This is a genomic window from Peribacillus sp. NPDC058002, assembly GCF_042886655.1.
Lineage (GTDB): Bacteria > Bacillota > Bacilli > Bacillales > DSM-1321 > Peribacillus > Peribacillus aracenensis.
On the sequence record NZ_JBHVQU010000001.1, the window covers coordinates 62,565 to 80,617 of the forward strand.

An 18,053-nucleotide genomic window follows, 5' to 3' on the forward strand; every position below is an offset into this window, starting at 1 on the left:
TCAATCATATCTTTTTCGTTTAGATGAAGAAGGGATCCCTAATTGTTCCCGGTATTTGGCAACGGTTCGGCGTGCCAGGATAATTCCATGCTCTTCTTTCAACCGTTCTGCCAGATCTTGATCCGAAAGCGGCTTTTGTTTATTTTCCCCATTGATGGCTGCCTGCAGGCTCTTTTTTGCTTGCATGCCCGACATATCCTCATCAAGGCCGACTGATTGTAAAGAAGTGGTGAAAAATATCCGCATCTCTATCGTGCCAAATGGTGTCTGAACGTATTTCCCTTTAACCGCCCGGCTTACTGTGGACTCATGTATACCAAGTTCGTCAGCTATTTCTTTCATCGTCATCGGCTTCAAATAGTTCAGGCCATGATGAAAGCACGCCGGCTGTTTTTCGACGATGCACTGAATGACCTTCAATATAGTTTCCTTTCTTTGTTGGATTCCTCTGGAGATCCATTGGTATTCCTGCCACTTATCCTGGATAAACCGTTGGACTCCCTGATCCTTATGGCTCTTCATTCGGTTTAAATACCCTTTATCCACATTAAGATTGGGTGTGTTACCATCATAATTCCCGACAAGCAGCATGCCATCCCGAACTTCCACGACAACATCCGGCACTATATAAGAAGGCTTTTCCTGAAAAAAGAGTGAAGCCGGACGCGGGTTCAACGTCTGGACATAATCAAAGACTTCTTGAATCTCCTTCATTGTAACACCGATTTTCTTACTTAGGTCTTTCCAGCGCTTTTCAGCAAAATCGAGGAAATGATTTTCTATGATCGATTCCGCCAGCAGGTTCTCCCCTTCTGCTTTCACCTGAAGCAAAAGGCATTCTTGAAGGTTTCTCGCCCCAATGCCATGCGGCTCGAGTTCCTGTAAGAACGAGAGACTCTCTTCCAAAGCGGCCGGAGATATGCCTGGGACGCATATATCATCCAGCTGTGTCCTTAAGTAACCGTTTTCATCAAGGTTATGAATTAATAGCAGCATTGCCTTCTGCTGCTCACCTGAAAACTGCTGGTGATTCACCTGGGACATGATATGCTGTTCAAGCGATAAAGTATCTTCACTGATCTGTTCAATCCAATAATTGGCATCATACGTATTTTTAAGAGTCCGTTTACCCTTTTTCCGGTCAAAAGTTGGCTGAAATAAAGAAGCTGTTGGCTGATCTATTGACAGTAATGGATTCTCCACCATTTTATTTTCTAAAAAAGCCGATAGCTCCTGCGAGGAGTATTGCAGCAATGTAATAGCTTGCATAAGCTCCTGGGTCATTGCCATCTTTAATGTTTGCTGTTGAAAAAGTCCTGCTTTCATATTCATACTCATCGATTCATCCCTCCCCTACTCCATTTTACATTATCAGGAGAAAATTCTACACAAAAACCCATGAAAACGCTTACGATTTTTTTCTGAATAGTTTATTTGTTTTAAATACTATATGTTAGAAATGCAAATTTAACAACTACTTTTATTGAAAAATCACCATTTTTCAATAGTGTGGGCGAATATTTTCAAGACGGGAATGACATTACAGGATTCGATGGAATATTACGGAAAACGAGTGAATTCGCCAAAAATCTTAGGGGACACTTAAAAATGCCCAATAAAAAATCCCCCACTTTATTAAGCAGAAGATTGGTAATGCCCTCGGCAGGAATCGAACCTGCATTTCAAGCTTCGGAGGCTTGCGTTCTATCCGTTGCACTACGAGGGCGTAATAGAAAATATTTTTTTAACAGACTTCATTATATGATAGAATCCCCTTCTTTGCAAGGGTTATCAGGTTTAAAACTTCGGCTTTTGGGTATTATGGGTAATATGGAAATTCATCCCTGTGCGGCATAATAGATAAAGTAATCCATCGGGAAGGAGCCTTAGCCAGAAAATTGTCGAACAAATTATTCATTATAGGGTTTGTTTTGTTTGACCTAAATTGACCAAAAAGTGTATCATACATACATAAAGAATTTAAATGATTCTCTTAATCGAAGGAGGAAATGAACATGAATTTAATTCCTACAGTTATCGAACAAACAAGTCGTGGGGAGCGCGCCTACGATATTTACTCCCGTTTATTAAAAGACCGGATCATTATGCTAGGAAGTGCAATTGACGATAATGTTTCCAACTCTATTGTTGCTCAATTACTATTTTTAGAAGCAGAAAATCCTGAAAAAGATATCACTCTATACATCAACAGCCCTGGCGGGAGCATCACTTCCGGTATGGCCATTTACGATACTATGCAATATATCAAACCAAATGTATCCACAGTATGCATCGGTATGGCCGCTTCCATGGGCGCTTTCCTATTGGCTGCTGGCGAAAAAGGCAAACGTTATGCGTTGCCAAACAGTGAAGTCATGATTCACCAACCGCTTGGAGGAGCTCAAGGTCAAGCTACGGAAATTGAAATTGCGGCCCGCCGTATCCTTCACTTGAAAGATAAACTGAACCAAATCCTGGCAGAACGTACTGGTCAACCTATTGAAGTCCTTCAAAGAGATACGGAGCGTGATAACTTCATGACTTCCGAAAGAGCACTTGAATATGGCTTGATTGACAAAGTCATCACGCGCAGCATCCTTGATGACAAAAAAGACTCTAAATGATTATGCAACAAAAGGCTCCGGAGATCGCCTCAAGCGACTTCCGGAGCCTTTTTACATGATAAAAGAAAAGGATGCACTTTTAGGCATCCTTTTCTTTTAACCCTCTTGCTGAACGAACTCTTCCAATGCCTCTAACGCTTCTTTTTCATCGCGTCCTTCGACGATCAACTTCACGGACACGCCAGAACTGATGGCAAGGCTCATTAACCCCATTATACTTTTTGCATTCACTTTCTTTCCTTCTTTTTCAAGAAAAACATCTGAATGAAAGCGGTTAGCTTCTTGTACAAAAAGAGCCGCCGGCCGCGCTTGCAAACCCGTCTTCAATTTTACCTCAACTTGTTTTTCCACCATCTTGATCTCCCCTGTTAGCTTTATTTTTTCGCAGCAATAGCCTCTCCCCCACGGAGTCTGTCAGCTATTTCATCAATCTTTCGTAATCGGTGATTAATCCCGGACTTACTGATGGTTCCCCCGGATACCATTTCCCCAAGTTCCTTTAAGGTTATATCCTGAAACGCTACCCTAAGCTCCGCAATTTCCCGAAGCTTATCCGGTAATATGCTTAGCCCTACCGTATCCTCGATATAATGGATATTTTCGACCTGGCGCAATGAGGCCCCGATCGTTTTGTTCAAATTGGCTGTTTCACAATTCACAAGCCGATTCACTGAATTACGCATATCACGGACAATCCGTACATCCTCGAACCTTAATAAAGCTGAATGGGCGCCAACTATGCTTAAAAACTCGGCAATTTTTTCGGCTTCTTTCAAATAAATGATGTACCCTTTCTTGCGTTCAAGTGTCTTGGCCTTCAAGCCAAACTTATTCATTAGCTCACATAAGGCATCATTGTGCTCTTTATAAAGTGAGAAAATCTCGAGGTGATAGGAAGACGTTTCCGGATTATTTACCGAACCCCCCGCAAGAAATGCACCTCTCAGATAAGAACGCTTACAGCATTTCTTCCCAACAATTGTATCGGATATATCATGGAGAATTTCAAAGCCATCGCCTAAAATTTCCAAATCGGTTAAAACCCGTTGCCCTCCGGATGACATCCTTACAATATATACATTATTCTTTTTAAGCTTCATCTTTTTACGGACCAACAGCTCGACCTGGACCTCATAACTTTTTTTCAGCAGCGTATAAATCCTTCTGGCAATCGCAGCATTTTCAGTTTGAATATCCACAACAAGCTTCCGATTAGAAAATGAAAGGGATCCGTTCATCCGGATAAGCGCACACAATTCCGCCTTACCGCAGCAATCCTTTCCCTCTAATGTAGTAAGCTCTTTTTTCGTTTCTGAAGCAAAAGACATCCATTTCACCCCCAATCGAACGCAGGTAATCTATTTTTATCAATCAAAAAACCGGCCCCGCTTATATCTACGGTATTATGGGGCTTTTAGTTTCATTTATAAGCATGTTATAAAGCAAATCCGCCACTTTTTTCGTGTCATGGCGTATTACATTCCCCTCATAGCTGAAAATGCGTTCTTGTATGATTTCAAGACCCATCCGTTTTAAACTTTCCACATCATACATGACCGGTTTGGCATATTCAGCCTGATAGCGTTGCTGAATCTCGGTTGGTATTTCTTCATTGTTAACAAGTATCCTGTCAATATATGCATTCCCCATATGGTCATATATCGCTTTTATATGATCGCTCGCACTATAATCCAGCGTCTCGCCGGCTTGTGTCATCAAATTGCAAATGTACACCTTTTTAGCCTTGGAACGGGCAACCTCTTCTCCTAGGCCAGGGACAAGTAAGTTAGGCAGAATGCTAGTATATAGACTTCCTGGACCTATGACAATAAGATCTGCCTGCTTGATTTCCTGGAGAGTTTCACTGAGCGGCTTTATATGATGAGGAGACAGAAAAACTTTTTTTATTTTCTTTCCTGAGAAGGGGATCTTGGATTCTCCTGTAACAATCGTTCCGTCATCCATCTCCGCATGGAGAACCACACTTTGGTTGGCAGCCGGAAGCACTTTACCTCGGACATTAAGGAATTTGCTCATTTCCTGGATCGCATGGACGAAATCGCCTGTCAACGAAGCCATTGCCGCCAGTATCAAATTCCCCAGCGAATGCCCGGACAACTCATTTTTACTCTGAAAGCGATGTTGAAACATTTGTTCAACAAGGGGCTCTACATCCGATAATGCAGCCAGCACGTTACGAATATCACCCGGAGCGGGGATATCCATATCCTCGCGAAGGCGGCCTGAACTGCCACCATCATCAGCTACCGTAACGATTGCCGTAATATCCACTGGATGCTTCTTTAACCCTCTCAGCAAAACGGGCAGGCCGGTTCCCCCTCCAATGATCACAACCTTAGGTTGTTTCTTATTATTTAACATCTGCTTTCCCCTTACTTTTCTCGATATCGCGATGTGATACTTGAACCCTGTAATCTTTTTTGAAGTGGTTTGAAATATACTCCGTCAACGCTACCGAACGGTGCTGACCGCCTGTACAACCAATCGCAACAACAAGCTGTGCCTTCCCTTCACGTTTATAATATGGAAGCATGAATGCAAGCAGATCGGTCACTTTTTCCAAGAACTTTTGCGTCTCGCTCCATTTTAAAACGTAACTCGACACTTCCTGTTCCAAGCCAGTCCTTGGTCTCATATGGTCAATATAATATGGATTGGGCAGGAAACGCACATCAAACACTAGGTCGGCATCTATGGGCAGGCCATGCTTGAACCCGAACGACATGACATTGACTGTAAAGCCGACACTTTTATCGGCAGAAAATTCCGAAGCGATTTTCTCCCTCAATTCGCGCGGTTTCAGTTGGGAAGTATTAAAGATCAATTGAGCCCTTCCCTTCAATTCGTCCAAAAGTTCCCGTTCCATTTTAATGCCTTCCAATGGCCGTCCTAATGGAGCAAGTGGGTGGGTCCTTCTCGTTTCCTTATATCTGCGTACCAGGGAATCATCATCAGCTTCAAGAAAAAGGATTCTTGGTGATACTGCAGCAGTATCCGTTAAATTATCCAGTGCAAGAAATAAGGAATCAAAAAACTCCCTCCCCCTTAAATCCATGACAAGGGCCACTTTATTCATCTTATTCCCGGAGTCCTTCATTAACTCCAAAAACTTTGGCAATAACGTGGGCGGCAAATTATCGACGCAAAAAAAGCCGAGGTCTTCAAAACTTTGAACCGCCACTGTCTTACCCGCTCCGGACATTCCGGTAATGATGACCAATTGCGTTTCACTCATCTGCCCTGTACTCATAGTTTCTCCGCCCCCATGTATATCTTTTTTTATATTTAAAAATTAACCTGGATCCAATCGGTAAGAAAGCAGCTTAAATTCAGGCGTATAGGTAAATGTTCCATAGATGATCCCACTTCCATGAACCATATAGTCAAGGATGTGAAAATCACCTTCGGCCATCATCAGCTTTTTAACATCTTCAACCGGATGCCAGCTAAGCTCCCCTTCTTCACAAACATCCACATTTACACCATCGGAATCCGTTGCAAAGAAAGTGAACATCATCCATTCTGACAAAACTTTATCTCCGTCCTTCATAATGAAGGTGAAAATACCTTTGATGGAAGGGTTTTTTAAATAAACACCCGTTTCTTCGCGATATTCCCTAATGCAAGCATCGCGTACAGATTCCCCAGGTTCCATCTTGCCGCCTGGAGCTACCCACCATCCGCGTCTAGGCTTTTTCAATAAGAGGATTTGATTATCTTTTATCAATACACAGTTTGTGACACGTTGCACGTTCTTCACCTCAATTGGCTCTGCTCGACTATAGAAACTTTCCCCCCCATGTTGGAGAGATTCAGTTTATATCCTTAAACCGCCGCTAGATATCCATTTGGCGATTTACAAATGCTAATAGTTCAAACAAGTTGTATTTTTTCATCTTCTTACCATTATGAAAGATTATGTTTAGTATATCTTATCATTATACTATTTTTGAAATGAGCTAACAATAAAGTAAACTTCCTGCATTGGGGGAATATTCATTCGCAAAGAATCACATAGGTAAGCCTTTATCCTGCTTAACTCCTATTCTTCTCCACTTTCGCTGCCTAAATGCAAAGGGCTAGCTTATTTCACATTAAATACCACCTAAAAATTGGAACCAAGGATATAGTCTCAAAGCAGGAAAACAAAAAAAAGACACAGAAACTCAATCTGTGTCCTTAAACGTTTATAATTAAAGGGGGTCAACTTCTACCCATACTATACCCAATAATTATTTCATGCGTGTTACAACGTCGTTAAAACGGAATTACGATTATATATTCTTGAAAATCAAGCCTTTGGCTGCAATTTTTCTTGAAGCTCCTCAACAAAATGCTGAGCGGATTGAGCCGCAATGCTTCCATCGCCTGTAGCTGTGACGATTTGGCGCAATGTTTTTTCACGAACGTCACCAGCAGCAAAAATACCAGGGACGCGTGTTTCCATCCGATCATTCGTTTCAATATAGCCTGTGGAGTTCAAGATGCCCAAGTCCTCAAATGGTTTAGTTAGCGGAAGCATTCCGATATAAATGAATACACCGTCTGCGTCCATCACTTTCTCTTCTCCGTTTTCAGTGGAAACTAGAGTGACACCGCCGACTTTGCCGCCTTTTTCATTGATTTCCTTCAAAGTATGATTCCAGATGAAGTCAATTTTTTCATTGGCAAATGCACGATCTTGAAGAATCTTTTGAGCACGAAGTTCGTCACGTCTGTGTACGATCGTCACTTTTGAGGCGAAACGGGTTAAGTACACACCCTCTTCAACAGCAGAGTCTCCACCGCCGATAACGAACAGTTCTTTTTGCTTGAAGAAAGCACCATCACAAACTGCACAATACGATACACCGCGGCCGCCCAATTCTTTTTCGCCTGGAACGCCGATTTTCTTGTATTCGGCACCAGATGAAATGATGATTGAACGTGCTTTGAATTCCTTGGAACCGGATTTGATCGTTTTATACTCTTCACCGTCAATGATTTCCTTAACATCCCCATAGGCATACTCCGCACCGAATTTCTTTGCATGGTCAAACATTTTCGTTGAAAGTTCAGGTCCGAGTATCGTGTCGAATCCAGGATAATTTTCCACTTCTTCAGTATTTGCCATTTGCCCGCCCGGTACTCCGCGTTCCAACATCAATGTTGAGAGGTTCGCACGTGATGTATAGACAGCAGCCGTCATCCCTGCAGGACCAGCTCCAATAATAACAACGTCATAAATTTTTTCAGACATGTCTTCACTCCTCCATATTCCATTACAAATGGAACCTTCACTACGAGTTAGTGTTCCCTACCTATTATCCTATATAACAAATAATTTTTCGTCCAAATATTTGCTCATCCCAGTAAGTTTTCCACCAACTTCACGTACTTCGATAAGGTGGACACCGATATGAAATGTTTGTCTGCTATTGCCTGTTTGCTCACCTTCTCATTTTTAAGCTGATTCCACACGTACTCCACAGCAGATGCCCAGCCTGCGGGATTATTTAACTTCTGCTCGGATTTCACCGCTTCGATGAAGACGGAAAACCACATTAAATAGAGCCCGGCTTCATTTAATTGTATCGGTTGGAAATGCCGATATAATAACTCGGCTGTACGATCGGCAAAATCAATCGGTGTTAATTGGCGATCTTTAGCAGGAACTTGAACAAGTTCGGCATAATCACGTTCCAAATCAGTGAAATTCTGATTTAGGTTAAGGACCTGGTTTTTCAATAGCTTCTGTTTATGAACCGAATGTTTCAGAAGGAAAATGGCAAACAGCCTTTCCTCGATGAATTCACTTTCCAGCCTTTTTGTAATAGAAGGAAAGTGATGTTCAAAACCATCTGAAGTTGCATTCATATCTCCCCAAGGCTCCATGCCTTCCTTTTCCGGGTTCATTTCCACGACCTTTTTCCATGCCTTTTTGGCAGACTGTTCATGACCTAAGTGGTAAGCGGAAATGGTAAGCCAATAGTAAAAGGTTCCATCTCCCTCAAATCCTTGCTTTTGGAGTCCTTTCAGCCATTTATATGCAGAAGCATAGTTTCCGATCAAAGCGAAGGTCGCTCCAAGCTTGAAACGATGTTCGGATAGCATCGGCCGAATCTTATCCAGCATCTGTATGAGCTCTTCAACCTTTGCTTCATCCTGTTGATAATGATGAAAAACGACAAGGTTACAAAGCGCATGCAGGTTTCCCGGACTTTTTTCCAATACCTCATCAAGTGTTTCAAACGCTTCATTTACTTGACCAAGATAGAAATAGGCAAGTGCCAGGTTATTATAAGCGGACCAGTAATCCTTGTACTCTGCAATCGTTTCTTTCAGGACTTCGATTGCCTTCGGGAAATTGCCTGATTCCAGGTACTCACGGGCTTGTTCCTGTTTGGTAATGAGCCCATCATGCTTAAAGGGGTTTTCTTCTGATTCATCCGACTCAAAAGTTATCAGTTCAAGCAGATCCTCTGCGTCATCGCTGAACTCCCCGTCTTCTTCTTTATCAAGATAAGCACTGGCGTGACGATAAGCCTCCTTGAACATGCCTAAGTGGGCATAATTATTCGCCAGGAAGTAATGACATTCCGACATATAGGGATCCATCACATCCAAGATGTTCTCCAATAGGTTGTTTGAATAATTATATTCACCGATTTCCGAGCAGGTGATTGCCAATTGACAGGCTATCATCGGTTCAGCAGGTTCAAGTTCCAGCGCACGTTCCAGGTATTTTTTTGATTTAGGTAATTCTCGTCTATGATAAGCTTTTAAACCCTTGGTGAAATAATACTCACCTGTTGGGTGAAAAGTTAGAATTTGTGCCTGTTGGCCAAATTTAGAGTCTTTACTCATGTAATCCTCCATCTACAAGTTGATTAACCATAGTATTATAACATATTGGAGAAAATTTGCCGAACAATTCAAGAAAATGGAAAAAGTTAATTACCATGCTTTCTTTAAGAAAAAATCGGAATTATATCCCCAGCCAAATGGGGATTCTCTTTCATCATAATAATCCCGAACAAAGCAACACCTTCCAATCTCAGGTATGGTTTTCACTAAATTTTGTAGCAGAAGTTGATTGGAGAGGAAGGTGCGAGACTCCTGCGGGAAAGACGCGTCTAGGTGAGACCCCGCAGGCACAGGCCGAGGAGGCTTCCGGACCGCCCGCGGAAAGCGAGTTTCTTGAGTGGAAATCAACGTCCAAATGTACAAGCCATAAAAAAACTGAAGACAAACTTGATTTTCATCGAGTTTGTCTTCAGTCTGAGCCCTTCAATTGACGGAGGGCGATCACCATTCATTCGGTTTCTTTCGGTTCGTCCTTATCGGCATGTCTAGCCTTCAATACATCAAGCACTGCTTGGAAAGGCAACTCCTGCTCCCGAAGAAGAACGAATAAGTGATAGAGGAGATCCGCACTTTCCATCGAAAGTTCCTCTGCATCCCGGTTCTTAGCTGCAATGATCACTTCTGCCGCTTCTTCACCGACTTTTTTCAGGATCTTATCAACGCCCTTATCGAATAAGTAGGTAGTATATGAACCTTCAGGCATTTCCGATTTTCTTTTTTCAATCAATCTTTCCAATTCCGTCAAGAAAGTCACATTCGCCTTCACGTCTTGTCCAGCTTCACTGTTTTGGTAAACCGTTTCACTAAAACAGCTTGTTGCCCCTGTATGGCATGCAGGACCTGCAGGAACGACCCGAACGACCAATGCATCTTGATCGCAGTCATACTTCATCTCGATGATTTTCTGGGTATTGCCGCTGGTCGCCCCTTTATGCCATAATTCATTGCGCGAACGGCTGAAGAAGACCGTTTCACCATTTTCAATCGACAATTGCAGCGATTCTTGGTTCATGTAAGCAAGTGTCAGCACTTCGCCGGTTCCTGCATCTTGAATAATTGCCGGGACCAGGCCTTTTTCGTCGTATTTAATAGTTTCAAGATTCATCGTACAACCACTCCTTGTTGTTTGAGAAACGCTTTGACTTCTTTGACGGATGTTTCTTTATAATGAAAAATCGATGCGGCTAATGCTGCGTCGGCTTTACCTTCTTGGAAGGCTTCCTGGAAGTGCTCGGCGTTACCAGCCCCGCCTGAGGAGATGACCGGCACTGAAACGGCTTCAGATACCGCCTTTGTCAAAGCGATATTAAACCCTTTTTTCTCGCCGTCACAATCCATGCTTGTCAATAAAATTTCACCTGCACCGCGGATTACGGCCTCTTTTGCCCACTTGACCACTTCCCATTCAGTCGGTTTCCGACCGCCGTGGGTATATACGCGCCATGACCCAAGCTCTTCATCATATCGGGCGTCTATGGCGATAACGATACATTGGGAACCAAAATAATCAGCACCTTCATTTATTAAATCAGGGCGCAGGATGGCTGCTGTATTTAAGGATACCTTATCGGCACCTGCTCGTAAGATTTTCTTCATATCCGCCAATGAATTAATGCCGCCGCCCACCGTGAACGGAATTGCCAAGCTGCCCGCTACCGCTTGAACGACGTCGACGATCGTTTCCCTGCCTTCATGTGATGCGGAAATATCCAGGAAGACAAGCTCATCGGCACCTTCCTGGTCGTAAAAGGATGCAAGTTCGACCGGATCTCCAGCATCCCTAAGGGACACAAATTGTATACCTTTGACTACGCGCCCATCCTTTACATCGAGACATGGAATAATTCGTTTAGTGAGCATTTAACCACGCACCTTTTCTAGTGCTTCTTCTACAGTAAAGCGATTGGTATAAAGTGCCTTGCCAATGATTGCCCCTGCAATGCCTTGGGCTTCATACTCTCTGAGGGTGACAAGGTCTTCGAGTGAACTAATGCCTCCCGAAGCGATCACGTTTTTACCAGTTGCCTCCGCCATGGCCAATATGCCTTTCACATTCGGACCTGAAAGCATGCCGTCCGTCGCAATATCCGTCACGATAAAGGTCTCTGCACCAGCATCGGCCAGTAATTTGCCAAGATCTATCGCAAGGGTTCCAGAAGTTTGAAGCCAACCATGAGTGGCAACCTTGCCATCTTTCGCATCGATCCCGATTGCGATGTGGCCACCATATTTCCTAATCATATCTTTAGTGAAATCAGGGTCTGAAACGGCCGTGCTGCCTAAAATGACCCGTTCCACTCCATTATCCAGATAATGGGCTATATCCCGTTCCGTACGGATACCGCCGCCGATTTGAATGCGGGCCCCTAACTCACTTGCAGCCTTTATTACGTATGAATCATTGATGCGCACTCCCTCTTTGGCTCCGTCAAGGTCGACCATATGTATCCAATCGGCTCCTTGATCCGCAAAGCTTTTAGCCATATCGAAGGGGGAATCGCCATAAACGGTTTCCTGATTGTAATCTCCCTGGATTAAGCGGACGCACTTGCCTCCGCGCATATCAATCGCCGGGTAAATAGTAAAGTTGCTCATGCTTCTTCCTTCCCTTCTACTAGTGACAGATAGTTTTTCAAGAGTGACATGCCCATCTTCCCGCTTTTTTCCGGATGGAACTGCATGCCGAAAACATTCCCTTTACCGACGATCGCCGGCACTTCCACATCATACATCGCCGAAGCGGTAACGAATGATTCATCCGTATCGACGTAGTAAGAATGGACGAAATAAACATGTTCCTCTTCCAGTCCCTCATTCACTGGTGACGCCTGTTTAAATTCAAGACGATTCCAGCCCATGTGCGGCACTTTATAAACCTGGTCATCCTCATCCACACCTTTGAAACGAACGACTTTACCTGGGATGAGGGATAATCCTTTTGCAGGTCCATTTTCCTCACTTTCATCAAAGAGAAGCTGCATACCAAGGCAGATGCCTAAAAGATAACCTCCATCGGCTACATATTCCTTCAGGAATTCATCAAGCTTTTGTTTTTCCAAGAGACTCATGGCATCCCTGAAAGAGCCCACGCCGGGAAGAATGATCCCATTCGACTTTGAAAGTTCTTTTGGGTCATCGGAAATGAAAGAATCGGCACCAAGGCGCTCCAACCCTTTACTTACGGAAAATAAATTCCCCATGCCATAATCGACGATCCCGATCATTTACAACATTCCTTTCGTCGAAGGGATGCCCTTGACACGCGGATCGATGGTCGTAGCTTCATCCAACGCTCGTCCAAGCGCTTTGAATATCGCTTCGATCATATGGTGTGTGTTGTGTCCGTAATGAACGACTACATGCAGGTTCATCCTTGCTTCAAGAGCGAATTTCCAAAGAAACTCGTGCACAAGTTCAGTATCGAAAGTACCGACCTTTTGCGAAGGAAACTCAGCCCGGAACTCCAGATGCGGACGATTGCTTAAGTCGATGACAACCTGGGCGAGAGCTTCATCCATAGGTACGAAGGCATTTCCGTAACGCTTTATCCCGCGCTTGTCTCCAAGGGCCTCCAATAACGTCTGCCCTAAGCAAATGCCAATATCCTCAGTTGTATGATGATCATCCACGTCTGTATCTCCGTTTGCATCTACAGTCAAATCAAACTTCCCGTGTTTGGTGAACAAATCCAGCATATGCGTCATGAACGGAACGCCCGTCTTAATGGAGGAATTACCTTCCCCATCCACACCAAACTTCAAGCTTATTTCCGTTTCATTCGTCTTTCGCTCCACACTAGCAAAACGTTCCATTACAACTCCTCCTCAATTCCCAAGATGTAAAAGCAAGTCAATTGTCTTTATATCAGTAATTTCACTTATTTTAATAATTCAGGACTTTTTCCCGGATTCATTCACACCACGTGATTCAATGGCACGGGCGTGAGCCTCGAGTCCTTCCATCCGGGCAAATGCAGCGATTTTTTCTGCATTTTTGCGGAAGGCCGTTTCACTATACATGATGATGCTCGATTTCTTTTGAAAATCATCCACATTCAGCGGGCTGGAAAAACGGGCGGTTCCATTGGTAGGCAACACATGATTGGGGCCTGCAAAGTAATCCCCGACGGGCTCCGAACTAAAGCGGCCAATGAAGATTGCACCGGCATGGCGGATTTTAGCCATGATTTCAAGTGCATCTTTGGCCACAATTTCCAAATGTTCCGGTGCAAGTTCATTAATCGCTTCAACCGCTTCTGCCATATTCCCGCATACGACGATCCGTCCGTAATCCCTTATGGATGCTGCAGCAATATCATGGCGTGGAAGTAACACCACCTGCTTGGTCACTTCAGCTGCCACTTCTTCAGCAAGAGACGTTGACGTCGTCACCAAAACACTGCATGCTCGGGCATCATGCTCCGCCTGTGATAGCAAATCTGCCGCAACTTCTGCAGCAATGGCCGATTCGTCCGCCAATATCGCTATTTCACTTGGACCTGCTATCATATCAATGGCAACATCCCCGAATACTTCGCGCTTCGCTAACGCCACATAAATATTTCCCGGACCCACTATTTTATCCACTTTCTTAATTGTTTCCGTCCCATAAGCGAGAGCAGCTATGGCCTGGGCCCCGCCAACTTTATAGATTTCCTTGACCCCGGCAATTTTGGCAGCTGCCAAAACCGCTGGCGATAATTTCCCGTCTTTTCCTGGAGGGGAAACCATGACGATCCGTTCCACCCCCGCAGCCTTCGCAGGCAACACATTCATCAATACCGACGAAGGATATGCCGCTGTGCCTCCAGGTACATAAACACCTACAGCATCAAGCGGTGTCAATTTTTGTCCTAGCATCGTTCCTGTATCATCAGTCGTAAACCATGAATTCCGAATTTGTTTCTCGTGAAACATTCGAATGTTATTTGCAGCTTCTTGAATAATATCAAGCTGCTCAGCAGTCAAGGTCGCCGTCGCTTCTTCCAATTCCTGTTGCGATACAAGTAATTCCCCTGGACTGACACCATCGAAACGTTCGGTATAGGTATGTAAAGCGTCGTTTCCGCTTTTCCTGACATCATAAATAATATCCTGAACCGCTTTTCTTTGATCGGCAGTACCTGCCTCAACCGAGCGTTTCAGTGAAATCCCTTCAGCAAACCGTTCTATTTTCATACCTTCACCTCATTAGCGATTCTTTACTATTCAATAATTTCTGCTAGCCGTTCCACGATTTCGGTAATCCTTGCTTCTTTAATTCGATAGCTGACAGGATTTGCTACCAGCCTCGAAGTCACATTGGCAATTTTCGCATATTCCACAAGACCGTTTTCCTTCAATGTCCGTCCCGTTGAAACGATATCCACGATTCGTTCAGCTAAACCGATTAACGGTGCTAACTCAATAGACCCATTCAACTTTATAATCTCGACTTGCTCCCCCTGCTCGCGAAAATAACTGGAAGCAACGTTCGGGTATTTACTCGCTATTTTGGGGGCGATGTCACTTATTTTCGTACCAGGCAATCCAGCTACTGCCAAGTAGCAGGCACTGATTTTCAAATCAAGTAACTCATAGACATCACGTTCTTCTTCCAACATGACATCCTTCCCTGCAATTCCAATGTCAGCGACGCCGTGTTCCACATATGTTACGACGTCCATCGGTTTTGCTAAAATGAACCGCAGATTCTCCTCTTCCACTTCAAGGATCAATTTCCGGGAATCATCAAACTCGGGAGGGAGACGAAAACCGGCTCTTCTTAACAGCTCTGCCGCTTCTTCAAATATTCTCCCTTTCGGCATGGCAATCGTTAAAAAGCTATTATTCATCTTTTCCATTCCCCCCATTCCCTACGAATAAATGAACTTCAGAAAATGTCCGTGTAAAAGCATCGACATTTTGGACGACCGTAATATCTTGAATCGTTACCAATTTCCCTTCGAAGCGTTTTTTTCTTGCAAATTGTATTGCTTCCAATCTCCGTTCGGGACTGAATAAAATGCATTCTGGCGCGACAGGCTGGATCGGCTCCCCAAGAGCTTCTGCAAGGCGATCCACCCGGATTGCAAAACCTGTGGCCGAAGCATTCCAACCGAATTTCGCAAGCAGATTATCATACCGGCCGCCATTGCCGATCGGCGAACCCACTTGTCCGGCATACACTTCAAATAAAGTTCCCGTGTAATAACTCATATGACTGACCAATGTTAAGTCGAAGCTAACATATTGTTCAACTTCAAATTCTTTCAGCTGCGCAGACAATTCCTTCAGTTCAGCCAAGGAATCTTGCCCTTTATTATTTTCAACCAACCCTAGCGCCTTGATCAGGGTTCCTTCACTGCCCCTTAATGAGGTAAATTCGATAAGCCGTTGTTTATCAATGGATGAAAGCGGCAGTGATTTAACATGCTCGCGATAACCGACATAATTTTTTTCATACAAAAACTTCCTTAAGATAGAGGCTCTTTCCTCCGTACCTAGAATGCTTAAGAAAAACTCTTGCAAAAATCCGATATGTCCAATGGAAATCTTAAATTCCTGAAGCCCTGCAGCCTTTAAAGCATCCGCAAGCAGGGCAATCATTTCAGCATCGGCACTTATAGACTTATTTCCGATACATTCAATGCCAATCTGTTCGAATTCTGCCGGCCTGCCTCCTTCACGCTGCTGTGCGCGATATACATTCGCGGAATAGGCCAGCCGAAGCGGGATTTGCTGTTTTAACAGTTTGGATGCTGCCACCCGTGCAATGGGAGCTGTCATCTCGGGACGGAGTACGAGTGTATGCCCCTGGGAATCAAGAAGTTTAAACAACTGTTGATCCAAGATTGCCGAAGCATCGCCAATTGTTTCATAATATTCCAAAGCAGGCGTTTCAATAAATTGATAGCCCCACTTCTTGATTTCATCACTCATTTTATTTCTTGCCGACACTTTCGTTTCATACAGTACCGGCAATGTATCTCTCATGCCTAACGGTTTTTCAAACATAAATGGCTTTGTCACGACTGCACATCCTTTTGAAATTTTGATTACTATCTATATCCAATCGGTCCGCCTATAGGCAAAAACCGATGTGCCCATTCCTAATTTTGCTTATCCCTTTATCTTTCCAAGGTTTCACACTTAAATCCAAATTTCGGATAACATATAAAAATAGTATCAAATTAACTGACGTAATAATATAAATAATCACAATAATCTATTAATACACTTTAGTTCGCTAATATGGTAGCAGGTTGAAGTTATTAATAGTTTACCCCTGCCCCCACCTTACGTCAAGGAAAATATGCCTAATCTCATTACTTCAAATACCTTTGCAGTCTTGGTTATTCTTCATGATCGGTTTAGGTCCAAACGGAAGGAGTTGTACCTTTTCGCCCAAATATTTCTTCCTATTTTTAACCTTTCTCTGTTATTAATGTATACCTTTTGGTTTAGCTGTTTTATAATGTTTAGGAGTTTGGTAATATTAGAAATTTTTAGGGGGATTTGGTAATGAAGAAATATTTTTCGTTTATTGTGGCAGTTATCGTTCTTTTTTCACTGGGTTTAAGCGGAACGAAGAGTTTTGCGGCAACTAAGATCAACCAGGATGAACTTAATGCATACCTTACCGAAGTTAGAATGACGCAAGAAGAATTGGAAGAGTATTTATCCTATTACGACTTATCATTGAATGAACTGAAATCAGTAGAAGAGTTGCGTGATACATTAGGACCGACCGTCACTCCTAAGACCATACAGAATCTACTTAAAAAATATGAAATGACAGAAGCAGAACTTACGGAATTATTAATAGAATACGGCGAACTGGAAGAGGGGGATTCGATCATCGATACCTTCCATTTCATTTACGACATTGAGGATATCATCGATTTAGAAATGGATTACGATGAGGAAGAGATGGAATATGATGATGAAGAGATCATCGATTTAATGGATGGTCTCTTTACTGAGATCGGCCTTACAGACGAAGAGCTCGACAGATTCATGAACCACCTTTTGCCTATCGTCGAAGACCCTTCTTTTAAAGCTCGTTTAATGGCGATCTCCGATAGGATGGATCAACTCGAGTATTTTGAAACAATTGATGAATTATCTGCTGAACAAGTGGCAGAATTGCTTTCCATATATAATGATCTTCAAAGCTTGCTGCAAATTCAATCCAAATTCGCCTTAATTCAGGATGGTGTCACGAAAAACCTATCCCTTGAGGCTTTATTCCAACTTAGGGAATTGACGAATGCTAGTTTACTAGTTTCCATTTATGATTTAAACGGCAATTTTTTGTTCGATTTTACATTGACAGGTGAAATGATCGGTTCCGATTTAGTGAAAGAAACCGGTAATGACATTAAACAATCCACTGAGGTCATTTCTAAAGTGGTTGAGGTAAAAAAGGAAAAGAAAAAATCCACAAAACCCAATCATAAAACGGAAAAAGGCGGAGTGCTTCCTAAAACGGCTGGTAATTACTTATTCGGCGCTTTAATCGGTTTAGCGTTGATGGGTATAGCTTTCGGATTAATCAGAAAAGCGAGACTCACTAATTAAG

At 43.2% G+C, this 18,053-nt stretch carries 18 protein-coding genes and 1 tRNA gene; 2 read left to right on the forward strand and 17 right to left on the reverse strand.

What is annotated here, in order from left to right:
- Together rpoN and ACFVSH_RS00295 are read right to left on the reverse strand one after the other, a co-directional pair.
- A complete protein-coding gene (gene rpoN, locus ACFVSH_RS00290) occupies positions 1 to 1,338 on the reverse strand; it encodes an RNA polymerase factor sigma-54 (protein WP_311202557.1) in 1,338 nt (445 codons plus the stop codon).
- A 316-nt stretch (positions 1,339 to 1,654) separates the two neighbouring features.
- A tRNA-Arg gene (locus ACFVSH_RS00295) sits at positions 1,655 to 1,726 on the reverse strand.
- A gap of 289 nt (positions 1,727 to 2,015) precedes the next feature.
- Here ACFVSH_RS00295 and clpP point away from each other — a divergent pair.
- Complete coding sequence (gene clpP, locus ACFVSH_RS00300; protein WP_063233960.1) at positions 2,016 to 2,624, forward strand: ATP-dependent Clp endopeptidase proteolytic subunit ClpP; 609 nt, start codon at positions 2,016 to 2,018, stop codon at positions 2,622 to 2,624.
- A gap of 96 nt (positions 2,625 to 2,720) precedes the next feature.
- Here the strand turns inward: clpP and ACFVSH_RS00305 are convergent, their stop codons facing one another.
- The 15 genes from ACFVSH_RS00305 to ACFVSH_RS00375 all read right to left on the reverse strand — a co-directional run bounded on the left by ACFVSH_RS00305 (position 2,721) and on the right by ACFVSH_RS00375 (position 16,501).
- A complete protein-coding gene (locus tag ACFVSH_RS00305; RefSeq protein WP_048688029.1) occupies positions 2,721 to 2,978 on the reverse strand; it encodes an HPr family phosphocarrier protein in 258 nt (85 codons plus the stop codon).
- Positions 2,979 to 2,998: 20 nt separating this feature from the next.
- Positions 2,999 to 3,952 (reverse strand): DNA-binding protein WhiA, encoded by a 954-nt coding sequence (gene whiA, locus ACFVSH_RS00310; protein ID WP_387601062.1) that lies wholly within the window; start codon positions 3,950 to 3,952, stop codon positions 2,999 to 3,001.
- 67 nt (positions 3,953 to 4,019) lie between these two features.
- On the reverse strand, positions 4,020 to 5,006 hold the full coding sequence (locus ACFVSH_RS00315; protein ID WP_387704298.1) for a gluconeogenesis factor YvcK family protein: 987 nt from the start codon (positions 5,004 to 5,006) through the stop codon (positions 4,020 to 4,022).
- On the reverse strand, positions 4,996 to 5,895 hold the full coding sequence (rapZ, locus tag ACFVSH_RS00320; RefSeq protein WP_141992821.1) for an RNase adapter RapZ: 900 nt from the start codon (positions 5,893 to 5,895) through the stop codon (positions 4,996 to 4,998). The genes ACFVSH_RS00315 and rapZ overlap by 11 nt, the downstream gene beginning before the upstream one ends.
- A gap of 42 nt (positions 5,896 to 5,937) precedes the next feature.
- Positions 5,938 to 6,396, reverse strand: a complete 459-nt coding sequence (locus tag ACFVSH_RS00325; protein ID WP_063233957.1) for an NUDIX hydrolase — start codon at positions 6,394 to 6,396, stop codon at positions 5,938 to 5,940.
- Between the two features lie 540 nt (positions 6,397 to 6,936).
- Positions 6,937 to 7,884 (reverse strand): thioredoxin-disulfide reductase, encoded by a 948-nt coding sequence (gene trxB / locus ACFVSH_RS00330; protein ID WP_387704300.1) that lies wholly within the window; start codon positions 7,882 to 7,884, stop codon positions 6,937 to 6,939.
- 104 nt (positions 7,885 to 7,988) lie between these two features.
- The gene (locus tag ACFVSH_RS00335; RefSeq protein ID WP_387601069.1) at positions 7,989 to 9,491 is read right to left on the reverse strand and encodes a tetratricopeptide repeat protein; all 1,503 of its coding nucleotides are present in this window, start codon (positions 9,489 to 9,491) and stop codon (positions 7,989 to 7,991) included.
- 448 nt (positions 9,492 to 9,939) lie between these two features.
- Positions 9,940 to 10,596 carry a bifunctional phosphoribosyl-AMP cyclohydrolase/phosphoribosyl-ATP diphosphatase HisIE gene (hisIE, locus tag ACFVSH_RS00340; RefSeq protein WP_387601072.1) on the reverse strand — a complete coding sequence of 219 codons (657 nt, stop codon included), beginning with the start codon at positions 10,594 to 10,596 and terminating at the stop codon, positions 9,940 to 9,942.
- Positions 10,593 to 11,351: an imidazole glycerol phosphate synthase subunit HisF gene (hisF, locus tag ACFVSH_RS00345; protein WP_387704302.1), complete on the reverse strand. Its 759-nt coding sequence runs from the start codon at positions 11,349 to 11,351 to the stop codon at positions 10,593 to 10,595. The genes hisIE and hisF overlap by 4 nt, the downstream gene beginning before the upstream one ends.
- A complete protein-coding gene (gene hisA / locus ACFVSH_RS00350; protein ID WP_260286296.1) occupies positions 11,352 to 12,086 on the reverse strand; it encodes a 1-(5-phosphoribosyl)-5-[(5-phosphoribosylamino)methylideneamino]imidazole-4-carboxamide isomerase in 735 nt (244 codons plus the stop codon). It lies immediately after the preceding gene.
- Positions 12,083 to 12,715, reverse strand: coding sequence for an imidazole glycerol phosphate synthase subunit HisH (gene hisH, locus ACFVSH_RS00355; protein WP_387704304.1), 633 nt, complete (start codon positions 12,713 to 12,715; stop codon positions 12,083 to 12,085). The genes hisA and hisH overlap by 4 nt, the downstream gene beginning before the upstream one ends.
- Positions 12,716 to 13,303, reverse strand: coding sequence for an imidazoleglycerol-phosphate dehydratase HisB (hisB, locus tag ACFVSH_RS00360; protein ID WP_063233950.1), 588 nt, complete (start codon positions 13,301 to 13,303; stop codon positions 12,716 to 12,718).
- 78 nt (positions 13,304 to 13,381) lie between these two features.
- Entirely contained in the window at positions 13,382 to 14,668 is a 1,287-nt protein-coding gene (gene hisD / locus ACFVSH_RS00365; protein WP_387704306.1) for a histidinol dehydrogenase, read from the reverse strand.
- Positions 14,669 to 14,694: 26 nt separating this feature from the next.
- Complete coding sequence (gene hisG / locus ACFVSH_RS00370) at positions 14,695 to 15,324, reverse strand: ATP phosphoribosyltransferase (protein WP_034311625.1); 630 nt, start codon at positions 15,322 to 15,324, stop codon at positions 14,695 to 14,697.
- Entirely contained in the window at positions 15,317 to 16,501 is a 1,185-nt protein-coding gene (locus tag ACFVSH_RS00375; RefSeq protein ID WP_387601084.1) for an ATP phosphoribosyltransferase regulatory subunit, read from the reverse strand. Before ACFVSH_RS00375 ends, hisG begins: the two co-directional genes overlap by 8 nt.
- A 492-nt stretch (positions 16,502 to 16,993) precedes the next feature.
- Between ACFVSH_RS00375 and ACFVSH_RS00380 the strand changes: the two genes are divergently transcribed.
- Entirely contained in the window at positions 16,994 to 18,052 is a 1,059-nt protein-coding gene (locus ACFVSH_RS00380; RefSeq protein WP_387704308.1) for a processed acidic surface protein, read from the forward strand.
- Position 18,053 lies beyond the last annotated feature (1 nt).